This is a genomic window from Streptomyces telluris, from assembly GCF_024519335.1.
In the GTDB taxonomy this organism is placed as follows: Bacteria; Actinomycetota; Actinomycetes; order Streptomycetales; family Streptomycetaceae; genus Streptomyces; species Streptomyces telluris.
On record NZ_JANIID010000004.1, the window covers coordinates 316467 to 336275 of the forward strand.

Sequence of the window (19809 nt, forward strand, 5' to 3'; positions counted from 1 at the left end):
CGACGGAACCTTCCGCACGTCCCTCATGCCCGCCGCCCCTTCGGAAGCCCCAGCAGCCGCTCCGCGACGATGTCCCGCTGGATCTCGTTCGTGCCCGCGTACACCGGCCCCGCCAGGGCGAAGACGAAGCCCTCCGCCCAGCCGCCGCGCGCCGGGGCGTCGCCCGCAGGCCCGGCCAGTTCGCCGTACGGGCCGAGCAGGTCGAGCGCCGTCTCGTGCAGCGCCAGGTCCAGCTCCGACCAGAACAGCTTGGTGAGGCTCGGCTCCGCTCCCCGCGGCCCGCCCGCTGCGCACGCGTACCCGTACAGCTGGTAGGCGCGCGCCCGCACCACCGCATCGGCCACCCGGTCGCGCAGCGCCGTGTCCCCGGGGTCGGCGGCCGCCCGCCACAGGGCGACCAGCCGGCGCGCGGCCGCCACGTAGCGGCCAGGGCTGCGCAGCGTGAGGCCGCGCTCGCTGCCCGCGGTGCTCATGGCGACGCGCCAGCCGTCGCCGGGCATGCCGACGACGTCCCGGTCGGGCACGAACACCTCGTCCAGGAAGATCTCCGCGAACGCGGGCCTGCCGTCGAGGCGGCCGACCGGGCGCACCCGCACGCCCTCCGCGTCCAGCCCGAACATCGCGTAGGTCAGGCCCTCGTGGGGCCGGCCGGCGCTCGCGTGGCTGCGGAACAGCCCGAAGGCGCGGTCGGCGAACGCGGCCCGCGAGGACCACGTCTTCTGCCCGCTGAGCAGCCAGCCGCCGGCCGTCCGCACCGCGATCGAGCGCAGGGACGCGAGGTCCGACCCGGCCTCGGGCTCGGACCACGCCTGCGCCCATACGGTCTCCCCGCTCGCCATCGCCGGGAGGATCCGGGCCCGTTGCTCCTGCGTGCCGTGTGCGAGGAGCGTCGGGGCGAGCAGGCCGATGCCGTTCTGGGAGACGCGCGAGGGCGGGCCCGCGGCCCAGTACTCCTCCTCGAAGACCAGCCACTCCAGGAAGGAACGGCCCCGGCCCCCGTACGCGGCCGGCCAGGAGACGGCCGACCAGCGGCCCGCGTGCAGCGTCCGTTCCCACGCGCGGTGTTCGGCGAATCCCTCCTCGGTCTCCAGCGAGGCGAGCGGCGTCCGGGGGACGTGGCCGGCGAGCCAGGCGCGGGCCTCCGCGCGGAAGTCCTCCTGCCCGGGCGTGAGGTCCAGGTCCATCAGGCGCCGTCCGTCCCGGCCGCCCTCGCCTTCATCGTGCGCACGTCCATCCCGGCGAGGGGGTCGGCGGAGGTCTCGGCGTTGTGCGCGTGCGCGAGGTGGTGCAGGGCGAACGCCGCGTCGAGACCGCCGTGCAGGCCCTGGAGGTCCTCGGCCTGGTTGACGGCGCGCTTGGCGAGGGCGAGGCCCATGCGGGGCATCGCGGCCACGCGCACGGCGAGTTCGCGGGTGCGGGCGGCGAGCTCCCCGCGCGGCACCACGCGGTTGACCATGCCGAGTTCGCGGGCGCGGTGCGCGCCCATCCGGTCGCCCGTGTAGAGGAGTTCCTTCGCGACGCGCGGCGGGAGCACCCAGGGGTGCGCGAAGTACTCCACGCCGGGGATGCCCATGCGGACCACCGGGTCGGCGAAGAAGGCGTCCTCGCTCGCGACGATCAGATCGCAGACCCAGGCCAGCATCAGGCCGCCCGCCACGCAGGCGCCCTGCACCGATGCGATCAGCGGCTTGGGGATCTCGCGCCAGCGGCGGCACATGCCCAGGTACACCTCGGACTCGCGCGCGAAGCGGCTCTCCGCGCCGGCCTTGTCCGAGTGGTCCCACCACAGGCCCGCCCGGCGGGGGTGCGGCAGGTGGGCGTCGCGGCCGGGCGTGCCGATGTCGTGGCCGGAGGAGAAGTGATCGCCCGCGCCCGCGAGGACGATCACCTTGACCCCGTCGTCGGCCGCCGCCTCGTAGAAGGCCCCGTCCAGGGCGTACGTCATCGCGGAGTTCTGGGCGTTGCGGTACGCGGGCCGGTTCATGGTGACGGTCGCGACGGGGCCGCTGCGCTCGTAGCGCACCACGGGGCCCGCGGGGGCCTGCCGGCCGCCGGCCGGCACAGGGTCAGTGGTCATCAACCATCCTTCCCTAACAAGTGTTTGGTAGGTTAACGTACGGCCATGAGCAGCGTCGAGGAGTCCACCGCTGTCCGGCCCGGCCCGCCGCCCTATCTCCCCGCCCACGAGCTGCTGTCGGGCCGCACGGCCGTCATCACCGCCGCGGCCGGCGCCGGGATCGGCTCCGCCACCGCCCGCCGGTTCCTCGAAGAGGGCGCCCGCGTCGTGCTCGGAGACCGGCACACACGCCGGCTGCGCGTCGCCGTCGCCGACCTGAGCGAGGAGTTCGGCGCCCGCCAGGTCGCCGGACGGCCCTGCGACGTCACCGACGAAGCGCAGGTCGCGGCCCTGTTCGAGCTGGCCGAGGAGCGGCACGGCGGCCTCGACGTCGTCGTCAACAACGCGGGCCTCGGCGGCACCGCCGATCTCGCCGACATGACCGACGAGCAGTGGGACGCCGTCGTCGGCACCACCCTCGGCGGCACCTTCCGCTGCACCCGCGCCGCCCTGCGCCGGATGCGCGCCCGGGGGACCGGCGGCGTCGTCGTCAACAACGCCTCCGTCGTGGGCTGGCGCGCCCAGCAGGGCCAGGCCCACTACGCCGCGGCCAAGGCCGGCGTCATGGCGCTGACCCGCTGCGCGGCGGTGGAGGCCGCCCCCTACGGCGTGCGCGTCAACGCCGTCGCGCCGAGCCTCGCCCTGCACCCCCACCTGGCGAAGGTCACCACGCCGGAGCTGCTGGAGGAGCTGGCCCGGCGCGAGGCGTTCGGCCGGGCCGCCGAGCCCTGGGAGATCGCCAACGTCATCGTCTTCCTCGCCAGCGGCTACTCCTCGTACATGACCGGCGAGACCGTCTCCGTCAGCAGCCAGCGCGCGTGACCGACAATGGCACCGTGCCGAACAGCAAGAAGACCACCGCCGAGCGTCCCGCGCCCGAGCGGCGCGGAGAGCTCCTCGCGACCGCCGCCGAGGTGTTCGCCGCGCAGGGCTACAACGCCACCACCGTGCGCCGGATCGCCGAGGAGGCGGGGCTGCTCGCGGGCAGCCTCTACTACCACTTCGACTCCAAGGAGTCGATGCTGGACGAGATCCTCTCCGCCTTCCTCGACGAGCTGTGGGCCGGCTACGACGCCGTGCTCGCCGCCGGGCTCGGGCCCCGCGCGACCCTGGAGGCCCTGGTGGCCGAGTCCTTCCGGGAGATCGACCGGCACCGCCCCGCCGTCGCCATCTACCAGAAGGAGTCGCGGCACCTCGCGGGCCTGCCGCGCTTCGGCTACCTCGCCGCGTCGCAGCGCCGGTTCGAGGAGGTGTGGCTCGGCACGATCGAGCGCGGCGCCGCCGAGGGAGCCTTCCGCGCCGACCTGGACGCCCGCCTCGCCTACCGGTTCCTGCGCGACACCGTGTGGGTCGCCGCGTCCTGGTACCGGCCGGGCGGACGGCTCCCGGCCGAGGAGATCGCCCGCCAGTATCTGTCGATGGTCCTGGACGGCATCGCCGTGCGGGAGTGACCGGTTGGAGGAGCAGCAGCCATGGCCGAGGCCTATATCGTCGCAGCGGTCCGCACCCCCGTCGGCCGGCGCGGGGGCGGGCTCTCCGCCGTCCACCCCGCCGACCTCGGCGCGCACGTCCTGCGCGCCCTGATGGCGCGCACGGGCGTCGACCCGGCCGCCGTCGACGACGTCATCCTCGGGTGCCTCGACGCCGTCGGCCCGCAGGCCGGGGACATCGCCCGGACGAGCTGGCTGGCCGCCGGGCTGCCCGAGGAGGTCCCCGGCGTCACCGTCGACCGGCAGTGCGGCTCCGGCCAGCAGGCCCTCCACTTCGCCGCCCAGGCCGTCCTCTCCGGCACCCAGGACCTCGTCGTCGCGGGCGGCGTGCAGAACATGTCGCAGATCCCGATCGCCTACGCCGTCCACCGCGCGGCCGTCCCGCTCGGCCTCACCGAGGGCCCCTTCGCCGGCTCGGAGGGCTGGCGGGCGCGCTACGGCGACCGGCCCGTCAGCCAGTTCCACGGGGCCGAGGTCATCGCCCGGCAGTGGGGCATCACGCGCGCCGCCATGGAGGAGTACGCGCTGCTCTCGCACCAAAGGGCCGTGCGCGCCGCCGACGAGGGCCGCTTCGACCGCGAACTCGCCCCCTGCGGCGGACTGACGGCCGACGAAGGGCCCCGCCGGGACACCTCCCCGGAGAAGATGGCCGCGCTGAAGCCGGTGGTGGACGGCGGCCGGCTGACGGCCGCCCTCTCCTCCCAGATATCCGACGGGGCGGCGGCCCTGCTGCTCGCGAGCGAACGCGCCGTGCGCGACCACGGGCTGACCCCGCGCGCCCGCGTCCACCACCTGTCCGTACGCGGCGAGGACCCGATCCGCATGCTGACGGCGCCCATTCCGGCGACCGCCCACGCGCTGAAGAAGGCCGGGCTGACGATGGCGGACATCGACCTCGTCGAGATCAACGAGGCCTTCGCCTCCGTCGTCCTGGCCTGGCTGCAGGAGACCGGCGCCGACCCGGAGAAGGTCAACGTCAACGGCGGAGCCATCGCCCTGGGCCACCCCCTGGGCGCGACCGGCGCGAAGCTGATGACCACGCTCCTGCACGAGCTGGAGCGCACGGGCGGCCGCTACGGCCTGCAGACGATGTGCGAGGGCGGCGGCCAGGCCAATGTGACGGTCATCGAGCGGTTGTGAGGGCGGGGCGCGTCGAGCGGTTGTGAGGGGTTACGGGGTGCCGAGCGGCTGTGAGGGCTACGGGGCGCCGAGCGGCTGTGAGGGGGGTTACGGGGCGCCGAGCGGCTGGTGAGGGGGGCGGGGCGCCGAGCGGTCGTTGAGGCCTACGGGGTGACTCCGGGCGCCGTGAGCGCCGCGAGCACCTCCTCCGCCTCCGCCATCACACGCCCGACCAGCTCGGCGCACGTCGGCAGGTCGTCGATGACACCGGCGACCTGCCCCGAGGCCATCACCCCCACGTCCGTACGTCCGTCCACCATCGCGGCCCGCAGCAGCACCGGCGTGTTCGCCGCCATCAGCACCTGACCCCACGTCAGCTCGCGTCCGTGGCGCATCGCCAGGCCGTCGCGCACCATCGCCGCCCAGCCGGTCCCCGACAGCGCCCGGAAGGCGGCCGCGTGCCGCAGCGACCGGACGAGCCCGCCGAGCCGCCCCGAGCGCTCCAGCCCCGCGACGAAGGGCGTGCGCAGCATCCGGTGGGGGAGTCCGTCGACCTTCGTCGTGACCGTGACGTCCCGCACCGTCGCCGCGAGGTACGCCGCCTTCACCGCGGCGGGCACCGTGCTGTCCGCGGTCAGCAGGAAGCGCGTGCCCATGGCGACCCCCGCCGCGCCGAAGGCCAGGGCCGCCACCAGCCCGCGCCCGTCGCGGAAGCCGCCCGCCGCGACGACCGGGATGCCCACCGCGTCGACCACCTGCGGCAGCAGGACCGACGTCGCGACCTCGCCCGTGTGGCCGCCGCCCTCCGCGCCCTGCACCACGACCGCGTCCGCGCCCCAGGCCGCCACCTTCTCGGCGTGCCGCCGCGCCCCCACCGACGGGACGACGACCACCCCGGCGTCCTTCAGGCGGGCGATCAGCTCCCGGGAGGGGGCGAGCGCGAACGACGCGACCCGCACGCCCTCCTCGATCAGGATGTCCACGCGCTCCCGGGCATCGCCCGCGTCCGCCCGCAGATTGACCCCGAACGGCTGCCCGGTGCGGGAGCGGACCTTCCTGACGGCGGCCCTGAGCTCCTCGGGCGTCATCGTGGCCGAGCCCAGGACGCCCAGCGCGCCCGCCTCCGCCACCGCCGACACCAGGCGCGGGCCCGCCACCCAGCCCATGCCCGTCTGGACGAGCGGGTGCCGTACGCCCACCAGGTCGGTCAGGGCCGTCCTCACCCCCGTACCTCCCGCCGTACCTCCCGCGCGCGCAGCCCGTCAGGGTCGATGACCTCACGGATCAGCCGCAGCTCCTCCGCGGAGGGCAGGCGGGTGCGCGGCACGTCCCGGGGGACCTCCAGGGGGAACCCGGTGGCCGCCCGCAGCTCGGCGGCCGTCACGCCGGGGTGCAGGGAGCGGACCCGCATCGTGCGCTCCGGCGTCTCGAAGTCGAGGACGGCCAGGTCGGTGACCACGCGCCGGATGCGGTGGAAGCGCGCCGCCGACGGCCCGGCGGCCGCCGCCCGGTCGTAGCCGACGCCGCTGACCATGTCGGCCTTCTCGACCAGGACGCGCGGGGAGTGCCGCGGGATCCAGTAACTGGTGGGGTTGTTCACGGTGTTGGACGGTGCCCCGCGCACGCCGAGCAGCTGCCGCTCGGGCCGGTGCCAGTCGCCGACGCAGGAGATGTTCTGATTGCCGTACCGGTCGAGCTGGGCCGCCCCCATCATCACGTGCCGCCGCCCGCCCGCCACCACGGCCAGGTGCCGCCGGAACGGCAGCCACCCCTCGACCGCTTGCGGCCTCGCGCCCAGCGCGGGCACGTCGGCCATCAGCAGCGCCTCCCCGTCCGTGAGCAGCAGGTCCGGGGCGAAGGTGAGCCGCGCGAGCCGCGCCCCGATCGAGGGGACCACGCCCATGGGACTGGCCAGGATCTCCCCGTCGCCGCGCCACGCCTCCGCGCACGCCACGACGCACACCTCGGCGCGCCCGGCGCTCGCTCCCCGCCCGGCGCTCACGCCGCGCCCTCGGTGAAGTCGTCGACCGCGGCGCGGTAGGCGTCCTCGTCCCCCGACAGGAAGCGGTCGGCGAACTCCCGCCAGGCCCCCTGGTCGGTCGCCGCGGCGGCGTACGCGGCCTGGAACGCCTCGTCCCGGTCGTAGTCCGGCACGCAGGAGGTGAAGTGAGCCCCGCCCGGCGCCTCGACGACGCCGTTGACGCAGCTCCGCTGTACGAGCAGGGTCTGCGGGCCGCCGCCCTCGGCGAACCCGGCGCTGTCGACCACCCGTTCGCAGGAGACGTACGCCTCGCGCGCCGCCTCGCAGAACAGGTCGTCGAAGTACGGGTCCGGGCCCAGGTACTGGGCGTTGCCGCGCGCGTCCGCCCGGTTGAGGTGCACGAGCGCCGCGTCCAGGGTGAGCGCCGGGACGGCGACGAGCTCCTCCCCGTCCTCGTACGGTGACGTCACCGTGCGCAGGGAGGGGTTTACGGTCATGACGTCCGAGCCGAGGCCCGCGCGCACGGGCAGGAACGGCAGCCGGTGCGCCGCGGCCGTCAGCCCCCACATGAACATCGCCTCGTCCAGTTCGACGAGTTCGACGTCGCCGCGCTGCCGGGCGGCGCGGAAGTGCGGTTCGAGCGGGATCGAGTCGAGCGTCGCGAAGGCCGCCACGAGCTTGCGGACCCGGCCCGCGGCCACCAGCAGGCCGACGTCCGGGCCGCCGTAGGAGACCACCGTCAGGTCGCGGACGTCCGAGCGCAGCAGGGCCCGGACGAGGGCCATCGGCTTGCGCCGGGAGCCCCAGCCGCCGATGCCGACGGTCATCCCGCTCTCCAGGTGCGCCACCGCCTCGTCGGCGGTCATGGTCTTGTCGCCGTTCACGGTTCCTCCCGCCCCTCCGGTCCCTCTTGCCTCTCTTGCCCCTCTTGCTCCTCTTGCTCCTCCCGGCTTTTCCGGTCGCGCCGGTCGCCGCGGTCGCCGCCGGAGCCGAACGCTTCGCGGAGGCGGTTGCCGACGCCGCACAGGCCCGCCTCGAAGGTGAAGCCCTGCTCGTAGCGGTAGCTGCGGCGCACGTCCACCGGGTCGATGCCGTTGAGCGCGGCCTTCGCCAGGCGCAGCAACGACCCGTCCTTGGCGGCGATCTCCCCGGCCAGCTCCAGGGCGGCCGCGCGCAGCGCCTCGCGCGGCACGACGCGCCAGACGGATCCGTGCCGGTGCAGCTCCTGCGCGGTGACCGTGCGCGAGGTGAAATAGAGCGTGCGCATCAGGTGCTGCGGGACGAGCCGGGACAGGTGCGTGGCGGCGCCGAGCGCACCACGGTCCAGCTCGGGCAGGCCGAACGCGGCGTCCTCGGAGGCGACGACGGCGTCGGCGTTGCCGGCCAGGCCGACGCCCCCGCCCAGGCAGAAGCCGTGCACGGCGGCGATCACCGGCACCGGGCAGTCGTAGACCGCGGAGAAGGCCGCCGCGCAGGCGTGGTTGGCGCCGATCAGGGCCTCGTGGCCGGGGGAGTCCCGGATCTCCTTGAGGTCCACGCCGGCGTTGAAGCCGCGGCCGGCGGCGGCCAGCACGACGCAGCGGACCGCGGGGTCGGCGCCGGCCGCGCCGACCGCTCCCGCCAGGTCGTACCAGCCCCGCACGGGCAGGGCGTTGACGGGCGGGAAGTCCACGGTGACGACGGCGACGGCCGGTTCGGGGCGTGAGGTGGAGACACTCATCGGAGGATCCGCTACCTTTCCACCAAACGTTTGTTAGGCGGCAACGCCCGTTCACGGTAGCAGCGGACGACCCGCCGCGGGAGGTGGCGCGATGCCGGGCGATACGGAGACGGGGCCGGGGCCGGGGCCGGAGCCCCCGGGGGCGCGCACCGTCGTCGTCACCGGCGGCACGCGCGGCGTGGGGGCGGGGATCGCCCGGGCCTTCCTGCGCACCGGCGCGCACGTCGTCGTCTGCGCCCGCCGCCCGCCGGACCGGCCCGTCACGGCGGCCGGGCGCACCGCCCGCCACCTGCCCGCGGACCTGCGCGACCCGGCCGCCGTCACCACCCTCTTCGACCGGGTGGCCCGCGAGTACGGGCGCCTGGACGTCCTCGTGAACAACGCGGGCGGCACCCCCTTCCGGCTGCTCGACGCGGCCGGTGCGGAGCGCCACGCGCGCGTCATCGGCCTCAACCTCGTCGCACCGCTGACCGCCTCGCTCGCCGCGTACCCCCTGCTGCGCGCACGGCCGGACGGCGGCTGCATCCTGATGGTCGGCAGCGTGAGCGGCACCCGCCCCTCGCCGGGCACCGCCGCCTACGGCGCCGCCAAGGCCGGCCTGCACAGCCTCGCCCGCACCATGGCCGTCGAATGGGCCCCCGCCGTCCGCGTCAACACCCTCGTCCTGGGCATGGTGCGCACCGAATCCGCCCACCTCCACTACGGGGACGCCGACGGCCTCGCCGCCGTCGCCCGCACCGTGCCCGCGGGGCGGCTCGCCGAGCCCGGCGAGGTCGGCGCCGCAGCCGTCTTCCTCGCCTCCGCCGACGCCGCCCACATCACCGGCGCCGACCTGCTCGTCCACGGCGGCGGCGAACGGCCCGCGTTCCTCGCCGCCGCCACCGTCAACCACGACCACGACCACGACCACGACCACGACCTCGATCTCGACCACGAGGAGCCCCCGACATGACCGGAATCTGCGCCGGACGCGTCGCCGCCGTCACCGGCGCCGGCCGAGGCCTGGGCCGGGCCCACGCCCTCGCCCTCGCGGCCGAAGGCGCGCGGGTCGTCGTGAACGAACTACCGGGGGCCTCTGTGGGCGAGGCACGGCGCGTCGTCGAGGAGATCCGCGAGCGGCGCGGCGAAGCCGTCGTGCACAGCGGCGACGTCTCCACGGACGACGGCGCGGCCACCCTCGTCGCCACCGCCCTCGACGCCTACGGCCGGCTCGACACCCTCGTCAACAACGCGGGCATCCTGCGCGACCGGATGCTCGTCAACCTAGGCGAGGACGACTGGGACGCCGTCGTCGCCGTTCACCTCAAGGGCCACTTCCTGCCGCTGCGGCACGCCGCCGCGCACTGGCGGGCCGAGCACAAGGCCGGACGCACGCCGCAGGCGCGCATCGTCAACACCACGTCGGGGGCCGGGCTGCTCGGCAGCGTCGGCCAGGCCAACTACGCCGCCGCCAAAGCCGGCATCGTCGCCCTGACCCTCGTCGCCGCCGCCGAACTGGCCCGCTACGGCGTCCAGGCCAACGCCGTCGCCCCCGCCGCCCGCACCCGCATGACCGAACACACCTTCGCGGCGACGATGGCCGCCCCGCAACACGGCTTCGACGCCATGGCCCCCGCCAACGTCTCCCCCCTCGTGGTCTGGCTCGCCTCGGCCCACTCGGCCGGCGTCACCGGCCAGATCTTCGCCGCGGAAGCGGGCCGCATCACCATCATGGAGGGCTGGCACCCGGGCCCCGTCACCGACAAGGGCGACCGCTGGACCCCGAAGGAAGCGGGGGAGGCGGTCCGGGGCTTGCTGGCGGGCGCGCGGGCACCGGGGGTGGTGTACGGGGCGGGGGGTTCGGGGGATTGAGGGGGTGGTGCTGCTCCCGCTCATCTTCTTCACGCATGTGTCTTGAGCGTGGCGACTTCGGAGATGCGGGGGGAGAGCTTGCGTACAGCCTGTGCATTCATAAACGGCTTGAGACGGAGCCGCATCGTATCGAAATGCTCGTCTCCCCGGGCTGATGAGATGTGTTCGTAGTCGTCCAGGAATCGGGCCCAGGACTGGCAGGCGGCATCCAGGTGGCCGTACTCCAGTTGCCGTTGCGCGAGCAGCCCGTAGAAGTGAACTCGTCCCTGCCGCTCACCAGAAGGCTGCACCCTCAAGGCTTGCTGCAACGCCTTGATCGAGCCCGGTAGATCCTTGCCCTCATACAGCACGTGGGAGACATGGAAGGCGTAGGCGGACTGGTCGTACCCGCCGATTGACTCCCGCCTGTTATCGGCCTTCATCAGAGCCGTCTCTGTCGCCGCCAACAGGCTGCGCGCCCGGCGCTGGTCACCCACCATCGAAGTGGCGTGTGCTTGCTGACCTGTGAGGAATGCCTGAAGCCGGGGCCCGGCCTTCGGGGCTGCTTCGGCCGCCGCGTCAGCAAGCTTGAGCGCCAGCGGCCCGTACCCGAGATTGGATGCCTGCAGACTCATGCCTCGCAGTGTGCGGCAGTACGTCACGTGGTCCTCAGCGTGGCCGGCCAGCCTCAACGCCCGGGTGTAGTAGGTCTGGGCAGTTCCGTGGTCCCGCTCGTACATGGCCATCCATCCGGTGAGATAGACCAAGTCCGATGCTGCCGCCAGCATGTCCCGCTTTACTGCGGCAGTGGCTTCTGCGCGAAGCCATGGGACGACTGTGTTGACCAGAAATGCCGCTGCCATCGGCCGTGCATGTGCTCCACCGAGGTCGTCGAGAATGTCCGCGATCTTGTCAATCATGGTTCGGACTGTTGTGACCTGGCCCGCACCGATCCTGACGGTTTGTTTACCGGGCGTAACTGGTGCAGGTGCCGCCGCCTGAGCAGAAGTGGCGAACAGGGGAACGGTGAGAGCTGCGGAGAACAAACTGGCCGCGGCGATGACTCCACGGCGCGACGGGTCCATGTCGGCCCTTCCGAGGTCGACGATCTCCTCGATCGTGTCGACGCCGGGTGGAGGCTGGTCGTACGGGGTGAGTGGTAGTCCGGCTTCTGCGTGAGTCACCGTGCGGTGCAACTTGCGCGAGAACGCCTCAACGATCAGGCGCCTGACCGGCGGCTGCGGCGTAGTGCCCCGGACCCAGTGAGACACCGCAGATTGATCGTAGTGGAGCGCCAATCCCGCTTCGGCACCCAGGCGATTGATGATGCGTGCGAACTGGGCGCGAGACCACCGTGCTTGGTTGAGCAGTCGGGCCAGGCCCTCGTTGGGTGTCCGCACTCGGCTGACCATGTCTCGGCTCCAAACGCTGCGTCGCGTTCATGGCTTTCATGCTTCGGCTGCCCCCTCACGGTACCGCTGTGTGGAGCCGTGCGGTTACGTAGGGAAAGGAGAGATCGCCAGGCATGGATTCGACCCGTGTCGGATGCGCCGCACACCCGTAGGTCCACGTGACCAGCGCACGGGTCCAGTGCGCAGCCAACTCACACAGGTCAGGAGCTCGGAGGTTCGAACGCGATGACGAATAAGGCGGGGGCAGCGCTGTGGACCGGCTACCGTCCCGGCGCCCTGGTCGTGGACATGGACACCGGACGCATGGGCGTGATGCAGGCGCTTACGAAGGACGGCTACCCGATCGAACCGGTGGGCGAGAGTGGTGACCGGTGGACGGTCCGCTCTATGAGCCGTTTGCGTCTCGCGACCAACGATGAGCGCCGGGCGATCGGGCTCGCTCCACGGAGCGCGGACTGATGCCGACTCCTGTGGGGCTTTCCCTTCCGCACTGCGGCGGACAGTGGATGACGCCCGGCCCGCCCCGCGTGAGCCCGTGCCGAGACTGCATCGCCCTGGCTGCTGACCTGAGAGAGGCCCAAGAAGGCGGGGACGAAATCGGAGTGATCGTGGGGCGTGCCCGGATTGGAAAGCACGACCGGCGCCTCCTCCCTGGCGCAGAGCCAGGCAACAAACCCCCGCTCGGTGCGTCTATGTGACGGCCGACGGCCGGGCGGGTGCACCACCGCAGGACGGCGCGAGGAAGGCCCCCGTGTCGGCAAGGTGTCGGTCCGGAAGGAGCGCACGAAAATGGGTAAGAAGAGTGACGACGACTGGGACCCGAACGAGAACAGGGACCAGGTGACGGACCCCAATACGGGCGTCGCCCAGAACGGTAGCGTTCATACCAGCATGGCCGATGACGAGGAGCGCGAAGGGAGGTAGCGCATGATCCACGGCGAGGATCTGGTGAGAGATCTGCGGCGCGACCATGGGTTCATCCACATCGGGCGCACCAAGGACGGTAACGCCGTGATCATGCGCAAGGGTGACCGTTGGACGGTCGTGCCCCTTCGGTTGCTGACCAGCGAGGCCGTGGACACCATCAAGGCCCAGGCCGGGATCAGCCTCGTCTGAGTCAGTGCTGGAGCCCCGTCCGCGCCTTTTTCTCCTCCTCCGAGGGGTGCGGGCGGGGCACTCCGCCGCCCCAGCTTGCCGGGTCGGCCCTCCGTTCCGGTCGTGGGAGACCGAGCTCCGCCGACAAGGAATCGGGAGAGGCGGTCCGGGAACTCCTCAGGGGGACACGGCCCCCGGCCCGGTCCACGGCACGAACTGAGCCCACAGGGCACCGCCGACCGTAACCCCTGACGGCACACCGCTGAATGACGCCCCGGCCCCGTGCCTTCCGAAAACTCACGACGGGGCTTCTGCGGAAGGGCTGAAGATGCCCCGTCCGGAGTAGGGCTGGACGGGGCCGGTAGGGCGGTGACCCCCGCGCCCCACGTGCCCCGTATCAGCGGGTCCTTGCTGCGCTCCTGGCGGATATCGAGGCGGGGAAGTACGGCCCTGGTGTTCCCATCCCATCCGACAGCCGAATGGTGAGCGCGATGCGGCGTGAAGGCGCGCTCGGCGATGACGGCAGCGACATCCAGCATCCAACGCAGTGACATGAGAGAAGGAAGGCCCCCACGCCGAGCAGGGGCCTTCCTCGTTCGTCGCATCTGCAGCTCTATGCGGTTGCGGGCTGCGCTCCACGCTGTGCGCGCAACTCCGCCAGCTGCCGTTGGTACATCGGCCCCGCGGCGTGGGCTGCATGATCGGGCGTCGGGGCGGACTGTTCGATGATGTGATGGGCTGCGGCCTTGAGTGCTGCAGCCCAGGTCAGCACATGCTGTTGAGCGCTGCGGCCGCATTTTTGTGGCTCTCCGGGGAGGCATACCGGGAGGGGTGGGCCGATCTTGTTCGCAGCGTGCCGCAGGTACCGGGCGATCTGCGCCCACTCGTCCTCGGTCCGCTGGACAGCAGAGGGGTGGTGGTTCTCCACCGGCCATCCGCCGAAGTCGTCTCCGTGATCATCCATGGGCAGCGCTCCTGGGGCGCTCGGCGGGCTTCAGCCCGTGGGCTGCCGCGATTTCCGCGCGAGCCTCCACGGGATCGGCGGTGCTGAGCCAGCCGCTTGCCCGTGACGGTGCAACCCCCACGACCCACGGCCGACCCCGGCGGCGCCGCCCCGGCCGGGGACCGACCGGACCGGTCGACCGAGGCCCACCGGTCCGGGTATCCGTCCGTTAGGACACCACGTCCTTGCCCCGGAAGTGGCGGAACGCCAGGGCGAACAGCACCAGGGCGTACGCCACCGACACCGCCGTTCCCTTGATCATTCCGCCCCACTCCAGCCGGGGCTGCAGCGCGTCCGCCCACGCGAACTGCCAGTGGGCCGGGAGGAAGTCCCGCCAGTGGCCCAGTGCCGTCACGGCGTCCAGGACGTTGCCGACGATCGTCAGGCCGACCGCGCCGCCCACCGCGCCCAGCGGCGCGTCCGTGACCGTCGACAGCCAGAACGCCAGCCCGGCCGTCACCAGCTGGCCGACGAAGACGAAGGCCACGACGATCGCGAGGCGCCCCACGGCGGTGGTGCCCGGCAGGGAGCCGCCCGTCGGGATCTGCAGCGGCCCCCAGCCGTACGCGGCCGTGCCCGCTGCCAGTGCCACCACCGGCAGCAGCACCATCGCCGCCGCACTGAACGCCAGCGCCACGGTCAGCTTGCTGACCAGCAGCCGGGTGCGCGGCACCGGGGCCGCGAGCAGGTAGCGCAGCGAGGACCAGCCGGCCTCGGAGGCCACCGTGTCGCCGCAGAACAGCGCGACCGGCACCACGAGCAGGAAGCCCGCCGAGACGAACAGGCACGTCGCGGTGAAGTTCACCCCGGACGCCGTGGCGGTGTCGATGAGCGTGACCCGCCCGTTCCGCCCGCTCGGCTGCCCTCCGATCGCGAACGCCGCGATCAGTACGAACGGCAGGACCGCGAGCACCGCCCCGACCACCAGCGTCCGGCGCCGCCGCAGCTGCCGCATCGCCTCGACGCGCAGCGGCAGGGTGTGCCGCGCCCGGTAGCCGGGAGCGGACTCGGCCGCCTCTTCCACGTGCCCCACTGCGCTCACGACGGGCCTCCGATCAGGGTCAGGAACGCGTCCTCCAGGCGGCGGTGCGGACCCACGCTCGCCACCGGGATCTCCAGCCGGACCAGCTCGGCCAGCAGCTGCGGCGCGCTCGCGCCGTCCAGCCGGACCAGCAGGCCCTCCTCGGCCCGTACCGCCGAGGCCACCCCCGGCAGCGCGGCCACCTTGTCCGCCGTCACCTCCGACACCTCGCCCTCGACGCCGACCAGCAGCGTGTCGCCCGAGCCGACGATGTCGCCGACCGGGCCGGCGGTCACCAGCCGGCCGCGGTCCATGACCACCAGGTGCGTGCAGCTCTGTTCGACCTCGGAGAGGAGGTGGCTGGAGACGATGACGGTCCGGCCGGCGGCCGCGTAGCGGATCATCACCTCGCGCATCTCCCGGATCTGGGGCGGGTCCAGCCCGTTGGTCGGCTCGTCCAGGATCAGCAGGTCCGGCAGCCCCAGCATGGCCTGGGCGATGGCGAGCCGCTGCCGCATGCCCTGCGAGTACGTGCGCACGGCGCGCTCCAGCGCCGGGCCCAGCCCCGCGATCTCCAGGGCCTCCTCGATGTGCGCGTCCCCGGCCGGCCGGCCCGTCGCCTGCCAGTACAGGTCGAGGTTGGCGCGGCCGGACAGGTGGGGCAGGAAGCCCGCGCCCTCCACGAACGCCCCGACCCGCGACAGCACGGGCGCACCCGGCCGCACCGCGTGCCCGAAGACCCGCACCTCGCCCGCGTCGGGGCGGATGAGGCCCATGAGCATCCGCAGCGTCGTGGTCTTGCCCGCGCCGTTCGGCCCCAGCAGGCCGAGGACCTGGCCGCGTTCGACCCGGAAGGACAGCTCCCGCACGGCGTACCGGTCGGCGGACTTGGCGTAGCGCTTGCTCAGGCCGGTGATCTGCAGCGGCACTCCGGCGAGGTCCGGGTCCGGCGCCGGCGCGGTCACGCGTCGCCGCCCGGTCAGCAGCACGGCGGCCGCGACGAGCAGGCCGCCCAGCGGCAGGCCCCACGTCCACCACGGCAGCGCGGTCGAAGCGGTCCGCACCTCGGGTGCCGTCGGCACGCTCAGCCCGCCCTCCAGGGAGACGGTGTACGTGGCGGGCGCGGCCGGCGAGGCGTAGCCGAGGTCGGTCGAGGCGATCACGAGCCGCATCCGGTGGCCGGACTCGAAGGTGTGGTCGATCGCCGGGAGCTTCAGTTCCACCGTCCGCCCGCTCTTGGCGTCCTCGACCCGCACCGGCGCGACGAGCTGGGCGGGCAGCACCTGCTGCCCGTTCGGGCCGACGTCGTACACCTTGGCGAACAGCACCGCTTCGCCGGTGTCGGAGGCGACCTTCACCTTGACCGCCGGGGAGCCCGTCACGCGGACGCCCTCGGTGAGGCGCTCCGACTCGAAAAGGGCGTGCTGTCCGGGGAAGTCGAGCGACAGCCCCAGCCCGAACCCGGACAGCTGCGACACGGCACCCCCGACCCCGGGTACGGCGGAGATCGCCGGGGGCGCCGCCCCCGGCGGGTTGGCGAAGGACTGCCTGCGCCCGGACAGCTCGACCGTCTTCGGGTCGTGGCGCAGCCCCGGGTAGCTGCTGCCGCTCGCACCGCGCAGCTGCGCCTTGCCGTCGGTGGTGTCGATGCCGCCGGTCCTGCTGACGCGGAAGGCGGGTCCGGTGGACGCGCTGTCGTCGTCCTTGAGGTAACGGTCGAACCACGCGCGCGTGCGCAGCGCCGTCCGGTCGGCCTCGCCGAAGCCGGAGTCGTGGCCTCCTGCGACCCAGTCGACCGCGACGGGCGCGCCGTTGCGGCCGATCGCCTCGGCCGCCGCGTCGGACTGGTCCAGCGGGAAGAGCGAGTCGGTCTGGCCCTGGACGAGGAGCGCGGGCACCTTGATGCGGTCGGCGACCGCGGCGGGGCTGCGGCGCTCCAGCAGTTCCCGGGCCTGCGCGTCGGGCTTGCCGGCGACGGCCACCCGCTCGTACATCTCGCACAGCTGCTTGTCGAACCGCCCGCAGCCGAGCGGCGCGGAGGGGGCCGCGGGTGCGCTGCGCGGGGCCGCGCCGGCCTTGCCCGCGGTGCGCCCCGGTGCGGCGGTCCCCGGCGTCGCGGCTGAGCCGGAGGTGAAGAAGATCCCGGCCCAGAGCTTCTTGAACACGCCCTCGGGGAAGAGGGCGTCGGCGAGGTTCCAGTACGTGACCTGCGGGGCGATCGCGTCGACGCGCTTGTCGTGGCCGGCCGCCAGCAGCGCGACCGCGCCGCCGTACGACCCGCCCGCTATGCCCACCCGGGGATCCTTGTCCCTGTCCAGCTCGACCTCGGGGCGCCCGGCGAGCCAGTCGATCAGCCGGCTCACGTCGGCGACCTCGCGGTCCGGGTCGTTGAGCCCGATCCGCCCCGTGGAGCGCCCGAAGCCGCGCGCGGACCACGTGAGCACCGCGTAGCCGGAGCGCGCCAGGTCCTCGGCCTGGTCGCGCAGGTCGTCCTTGCTGCCGCCGAAGCCGTGCGCGAGCAGGACGGCCGGCCTGCGGCCCTCCCCGCCCGCGGTGAAGAACGACGTGTCGATGCGCACGGAACCGCTCGTTCCCGGCGCCTCCGGCACCGTCATGAAGCGGTCCTCGCGGTGCACGGGCGGATCGCCCCCGGCCCCGGAGGCCACGGCCCAGGTGCCGCCGCCGGCGAGCACGACGGCCGCGGTGGCGGTGGCGACGAGCCGTCGTCCGCGCAGGCGGGGAATACGCAGCTTCATGCCCGCATGCTAAGCGGAGACCTCGTCCGGCTGGGCCGCGGGCCGGATTCACTGCCGGCGGCCGGGTCAGGGGCGTGCCGGAGTCACTCCCTGACCGCCGCCTCCGTCTCCTGCGCCATGGCGGCCAGCTTGGTGACCGTGTTCCAGTTGCGCCCGGTGCCCGCCGTGCCCAGGCGCCGCTCCGTCAGCACCTTCGCGAGCTTCGCGTCCCGGATCCCCTCGGCGTAGTACACGTACAGCTCGCGCCCGGCCAGGACGAACTCCTCCGGCGCGTACGCCGCCGGGTCCAGGTCCGCGACGGTCGCCGGGTCGGCGGGGGCGGCCAGGAACGTCACCACGAACCGCGCGGGGTCGACCTCCCGTCCGGCGAACGGATCGGCGTCAACGACGCGGCGCATGTCATCCGCGTCCCGCACCATGCAGGCCACCGGGAAGCCCAGCTCGCGCTCGATCGCCTGCTCGATCCCGCGGGCCAGCTCCTCCGCGTCCGCGCCCGGGTGCGTGAACACGGCGTTGCCGCTGTTGAGGTGCGTACGGACGGAGCCGCAGCCCATGCCGGACAGCAGCTCCCGCAGGGTCTGCATGGGAACCCGCTTCTTGCCGCCCACATTGATACCGCGCAGCAGCGCCACATACGTTGTCACACCCTCACCGTAGTGTGGACGGACATCACCGAGGGTGAGGGGGCGTCACATGGTGCGCAAGGCCCGCATGCGCGGGGTGCTGGCGGTGCTCGCGCTGATCCTGACTCTGCTGGGGATGCAGGTCCCCGGCCCCGGCGGCGCGAGCACGGCCCGCGCCGCGGACAATCCGGCGCAAGTCGTGCAGGAAGTACGGATCGACGACCGGACGCTCGACGTGGCCGTCCGGTCGCCCGAGATCGACGGGCTGACGCACACCAGATGGGTGCGGCTGCTGCTCCCCGCAGGCTGGGACCGGAACGCGCAGCGCACGTGGCCCACCCTGTGGCTGCTGCACGGCGGCGGCGGAAACCACAAGGACTGGACCGCCAACACGCACGTCGAGGAGCTCGCCGCCGGGCGGGACGTCATCGTCGTCATGCCGGAGACCAGCGGCTGCAGCGGCTACAGCGACTGGTGGAACTACGGCAGGGGCGGCGCTCCCGCCTGGGAGGCCTATCTGCTCGGCGAGCTCAGGCCGCTCCTGGAGCGCACCTACCGCGCCGGTACGGAACGGGCGGCCGTCGCGGGCCTGTCCATGGGCGGCCAGGGCGCGCTGAAGTTCGCCGCCGCGCACCCGGGCATGTTCAAGGCGGCCGCCTCCTACAGCGGCGGCGTGAACATGCTGTACAAGTCGCCCGACGGCGGCTTCAGCGGGCCCGACGCGGTCAAGGCCGGCGCCGTCTCCTGCCTCGCCGACTGGAAGCGCGTGTGGGGTGAGCCCGGCTATCCCTTCGACACCGACGACCCCGCCGACGTGCGCCAGCGGAGCGTCTGGGAGCGCCACAGCCCCCTCCACCAGGCCGCCTCCCTCGCCGGGACGCCCCTCTACGTTTCCTACGGAAACGGCACCGACAGCGGGACGGGCTGGCAGTGGGGCGGGCCACCGCCCTCCCCGGCCCGCTGCACCGACCCGGCGGCACACGGCGGCGAGGCCGTCGAACGCGCGATCTTCGGCATGAACGGGCAGCTCCGGGCCCGCCTCGCCGAACTCCGCATCCCGGCCACGGTGTGCGCCTCCGAAGGCACCCACACGTGGCCGTACTGGGAGCGGGAGCTCGTCGCCTCCTTCCCGATGCTGATGGGCGCCCTCGGCATCGAGCCGCATCCGGATCCGGCCGTCATCCAGCCGCATCCACCAGCCGCATCCAGCCGTATCTAGATGCGCCGCTCCAGCCGCAGCGTGAGGACCTGGAACGGCCGCAGCGACAGCGGGACGACGTCGCCGTCCGTCGCCGCCGTGGCCTGCGGCCGCTCCAGGAGGTCGCACACGGAGGCCGAGGCGAGAGGGAAGCCCGCCTTCAGGAGGGTGCGGGCCCGGCCGCCCAGGGACTCGTACAGGCGGACGACGACGTCGCCGCTCCCGTCGTCCGCGAGCTTGACCGCGGAGACGACGACCGCCTCGTCGTCGACGTGCACCAGAGGCCGTACGTCCGCGCTTCCCGGCACCCGCCGCTCCGGAAGGTTGATGCGGTGACCCTCGCGGACGGCGTCGCCGATCGACGCGTTCGGCACCAGCGCGTACCGGAAGCGGTGCACCCCCTGGTCGGTGCGCGGGTCCGGGAACTCGGGCGGCAGGGCCATCG

21 protein-coding genes are annotated in these 19809 nt (G+C 73.4%); 9 read left to right on the plus strand and 12 right to left on the minus strand.

What is annotated here, in order from left to right; translation table 11 throughout:
• Positions 1–23: 23 nt before the first annotated feature.
• Both NQU55_RS07505 and NQU55_RS07510 read right to left on the minus strand, forming a co-directional pair.
• Positions 24–1184 carry an acyl-CoA dehydrogenase family protein gene (locus NQU55_RS07505; RefSeq protein ID WP_168091192.1) on the minus strand — a complete coding sequence of 387 codons (1161 nt, stop codon included), beginning with the start codon at positions 1182–1184 and terminating at the stop codon, positions 24–26.
• On the minus strand, positions 1184–2077 hold the full coding sequence (locus NQU55_RS07510; RefSeq protein ID WP_168091191.1) for an enoyl-CoA hydratase: 894 nt from the start codon (positions 2075–2077) through the stop codon (positions 1184–1186). The genes NQU55_RS07505 and NQU55_RS07510 overlap by 1 nt, the downstream gene beginning before the upstream one ends.
• Positions 2078–2122: 45 nt before the next feature.
• Between NQU55_RS07510 and NQU55_RS07515 the strand changes: the two genes are divergently transcribed.
• Genes NQU55_RS07515 through NQU55_RS07525 form a run of 3 tightly spaced genes read left to right on the plus strand, consistent with a single transcriptional unit; the run spans position 2123 to position 4746 of the window.
• Entirely contained in the window at positions 2123–2938 is an 816-nt protein-coding gene (locus NQU55_RS07515) for an SDR family oxidoreductase (protein WP_168091190.1), read from the plus strand.
• 14 nt (positions 2939–2952) lie between these two features.
• The gene (locus NQU55_RS07520; protein ID WP_168091189.1) at positions 2953–3567 is read left to right on the plus strand and encodes a TetR/AcrR family transcriptional regulator; all 615 of its coding nucleotides are present in this window, start codon (positions 2953–2955) and stop codon (positions 3565–3567) included.
• A 21-nt stretch (positions 3568–3588) separates the two neighbouring features.
• A complete protein-coding gene (locus tag NQU55_RS07525; protein ID WP_168091188.1) occupies positions 3589–4746 on the plus strand; it encodes an acetyl-CoA C-acetyltransferase in 1158 nt (385 codons plus the stop codon).
• A gap of 143 nt (positions 4747–4889) precedes the next feature.
• Here NQU55_RS07525 and NQU55_RS07530 read toward each other — a convergent pair whose 3' ends face one another.
• From NQU55_RS07530 to NQU55_RS07545, 4 genes are read right to left on the minus strand one after another with little or no spacing between them, the layout of a single operon-like run.
• Positions 4890–5948, minus strand: a complete 1059-nt coding sequence (locus NQU55_RS07530) for an NAD(P)H-dependent flavin oxidoreductase (RefSeq protein ID WP_168091187.1) — start codon at positions 5946–5948, stop codon at positions 4890–4892.
• Complete coding sequence (locus NQU55_RS07535) at positions 5945–6727, minus strand: CoA-transferase subunit beta (RefSeq protein WP_168091186.1); 783 nt, start codon at positions 6725–6727, stop codon at positions 5945–5947. The genes NQU55_RS07530 and NQU55_RS07535 overlap by 4 nt, the downstream gene beginning before the upstream one ends.
• Positions 6724–7572, minus strand: a complete 849-nt coding sequence (locus NQU55_RS07540; RefSeq protein WP_168091207.1) for a CoA transferase subunit A — start codon at positions 7570–7572, stop codon at positions 6724–6726. Before NQU55_RS07540 ends, NQU55_RS07535 begins: the two co-directional genes overlap by 4 nt.
• 14 nt (positions 7573–7586) lie before the next feature.
• Entirely contained in the window at positions 7587–8426 is an 840-nt protein-coding gene (locus tag NQU55_RS07545; RefSeq protein ID WP_168091185.1) for an enoyl-CoA hydratase family protein, read from the minus strand.
• Positions 8427–8517: 91 nt separating this feature from the next.
• On the opposite strand from NQU55_RS07545, the gene NQU55_RS07550 reads away from it, so the two are divergent.
• Positions 8518–9378, plus strand: a complete 861-nt coding sequence (locus NQU55_RS07550) for an SDR family oxidoreductase (RefSeq protein ID WP_168091184.1) — start codon at positions 8518–8520, stop codon at positions 9376–9378.
• Positions 9375–10277: an SDR family oxidoreductase gene (locus NQU55_RS07555; protein ID WP_168091183.1), complete on the plus strand. Its 903-nt coding sequence runs from the start codon at positions 9375–9377 to the stop codon at positions 10275–10277. Before NQU55_RS07550 ends, NQU55_RS07555 begins: the two co-directional genes overlap by 4 nt.
• A 29-nt stretch (positions 10278–10306) precedes the next feature.
• On the opposite strand, the gene NQU55_RS07560 is transcribed toward NQU55_RS07555, so the two are convergent.
• Positions 10307–11668, minus strand: a complete 1362-nt coding sequence (locus NQU55_RS07560) for a tetratricopeptide repeat protein (RefSeq protein ID WP_168091182.1) — start codon at positions 11666–11668, stop codon at positions 10307–10309.
• Positions 11669–11893: 225 nt separating this feature from the next.
• Between NQU55_RS07560 and NQU55_RS07565 the strand changes: the two genes are divergently transcribed.
• The 3 genes from NQU55_RS07565 (at position 11894) to NQU55_RS07575 (ending at position 12784) form a co-directional block, all read left to right on the plus strand.
• Positions 11894–12127, plus strand: coding sequence for a hypothetical protein (locus NQU55_RS07565; RefSeq protein WP_168091181.1), 234 nt, complete (start codon positions 11894–11896; stop codon positions 12125–12127).
• A gap of 330 nt (positions 12128–12457) precedes the next feature.
• Positions 12458–12592, plus strand: a complete 135-nt coding sequence (locus NQU55_RS07570) for a hypothetical protein (RefSeq protein WP_256790105.1) — start codon at positions 12458–12460, stop codon at positions 12590–12592.
• Positions 12593–12595: 3 nt separating this feature from the next.
• On the plus strand, positions 12596–12784 hold the full coding sequence (locus NQU55_RS07575) for a hypothetical protein (protein WP_168091180.1): 189 nt from the start codon (positions 12596–12598) through the stop codon (positions 12782–12784).
• Positions 12785–13376: 592 nt separating this feature from the next.
• Here the strand turns inward: NQU55_RS07575 and NQU55_RS07580 are convergent.
• The 4 genes from NQU55_RS07580 to NQU55_RS07595 all read right to left on the minus strand — a co-directional run bounded on the left by NQU55_RS07580 (position 13377) and on the right by NQU55_RS07595 (position 18187).
• A complete protein-coding gene (locus NQU55_RS07580) occupies positions 13377–13727 on the minus strand; it encodes a hypothetical protein (RefSeq protein ID WP_168091179.1) in 351 nt (116 codons plus the stop codon).
• Between the two features lie 208 nt (positions 13728–13935).
• A complete protein-coding gene (locus NQU55_RS07585; RefSeq protein ID WP_372504649.1) occupies positions 13936–14799 on the minus strand; it encodes an ABC transporter permease in 864 nt (287 codons plus the stop codon).
• Positions 14800–14804: 5 nt separating this feature from the next.
• Positions 14805–17543, minus strand: coding sequence for an alpha/beta fold hydrolase (locus tag NQU55_RS07590; RefSeq protein ID WP_168091178.1), 2739 nt, complete (start codon positions 17541–17543; stop codon positions 14805–14807).
• Between the two features lie 83 nt (positions 17544–17626).
• Positions 17627–18187, minus strand: a complete 561-nt coding sequence (locus NQU55_RS07595) for a DUF1697 domain-containing protein (protein ID WP_168091177.1) — start codon at positions 18185–18187, stop codon at positions 17627–17629.
• Between the two features lie 49 nt (positions 18188–18236).
• On the opposite strand from NQU55_RS07595, the gene NQU55_RS07600 reads away from it, so the two are divergent.
• A complete protein-coding gene (locus tag NQU55_RS07600) occupies positions 18237–19385 on the plus strand; it encodes an alpha/beta hydrolase (protein WP_256790111.1) in 1149 nt (382 codons plus the stop codon).
• Here NQU55_RS07600 and NQU55_RS07605 read toward each other — a convergent pair.
• The coding region (locus NQU55_RS07605; protein WP_256790113.1) for a glycosyl hydrolase-related protein at positions 19382–19809 on the minus strand (428 nt) is incomplete at its 5' end. The two genes, NQU55_RS07600 and NQU55_RS07605, sit on opposite strands and share 4 nt — an antisense overlap.

Coding starts and splice junctions, on each gene's coding strand:
- NQU55_RS07505 (WP_168091192.1), bottom strand. CDS start 1,184: ATGGACCTGGACCTCACGCCCGGGCAGGAGGACTTCCGCGCGGAGGCC.
- NQU55_RS07510 (WP_168091191.1), bottom strand. CDS start 2,077: ATGACCACTGACCCTGTGCCGGCCGGCGGCCGGCAGGCCCCCGCGGGC.
- NQU55_RS07515 (WP_168091190.1), top strand. CDS start 2,123: ATGAGCAGCGTCGAGGAGTCCACCGCTGTCCGGCCCGGCCCGCCGCCC.
- NQU55_RS07525 (WP_168091188.1), top strand. CDS start 3,589: ATGGCCGAGGCCTATATCGTCGCAGCGGTCCGCACCCCCGTCGGCCGG.
- NQU55_RS07540 (WP_168091207.1), bottom strand. CDS start 7,572: ATGACCGCCGACGAGGCGGTGGCGCACCTGGAGAGCGGGATGACCGTC.
- NQU55_RS07545 (WP_168091185.1), bottom strand. CDS start 8,426: ATGAGTGTCTCCACCTCACGCCCCGAACCGGCCGTCGCCGTCGTCACC.
- NQU55_RS07550 (WP_168091184.1), top strand. CDS start 8,518: ATGCCGGGCGATACGGAGACGGGGCCGGGGCCGGGGCCGGAGCCCCCG.
- NQU55_RS07555 (WP_168091183.1), top strand. CDS start 9,375: ATGACCGGAATCTGCGCCGGACGCGTCGCCGCCGTCACCGGCGCCGGC.
- NQU55_RS07560 (WP_168091182.1), bottom strand. CDS start 11,668: ATGGTCAGCCGAGTGCGGACACCCAACGAGGGCCTGGCCCGACTGCTC.
- NQU55_RS07565 (WP_168091181.1), top strand. CDS start 11,894: ATGACGAATAAGGCGGGGGCAGCGCTGTGGACCGGCTACCGTCCCGGC.
- NQU55_RS07570 (WP_256790105.1), top strand. CDS start 12,458: ATGGGTAAGAAGAGTGACGACGACTGGGACCCGAACGAGAACAGGGAC.
- NQU55_RS07575 (WP_168091180.1), top strand. CDS start 12,596: ATGATCCACGGCGAGGATCTGGTGAGAGATCTGCGGCGCGACCATGGG.
- NQU55_RS07580 (WP_168091179.1), bottom strand. CDS start 13,727: ATGGATGATCACGGAGACGACTTCGGCGGATGGCCGGTGGAGAACCAC.
- NQU55_RS07590 (WP_168091178.1), bottom strand. CDS start 17,543: ATGAAGCTGCGTATTCCCCGCCTGCGCGGACGACGGCTCGTCGCCACC.
- NQU55_RS07600 (WP_256790111.1), top strand. CDS start 18,237: ATGGTGCGCAAGGCCCGCATGCGCGGGGTGCTGGCGGTGCTCGCGCTG.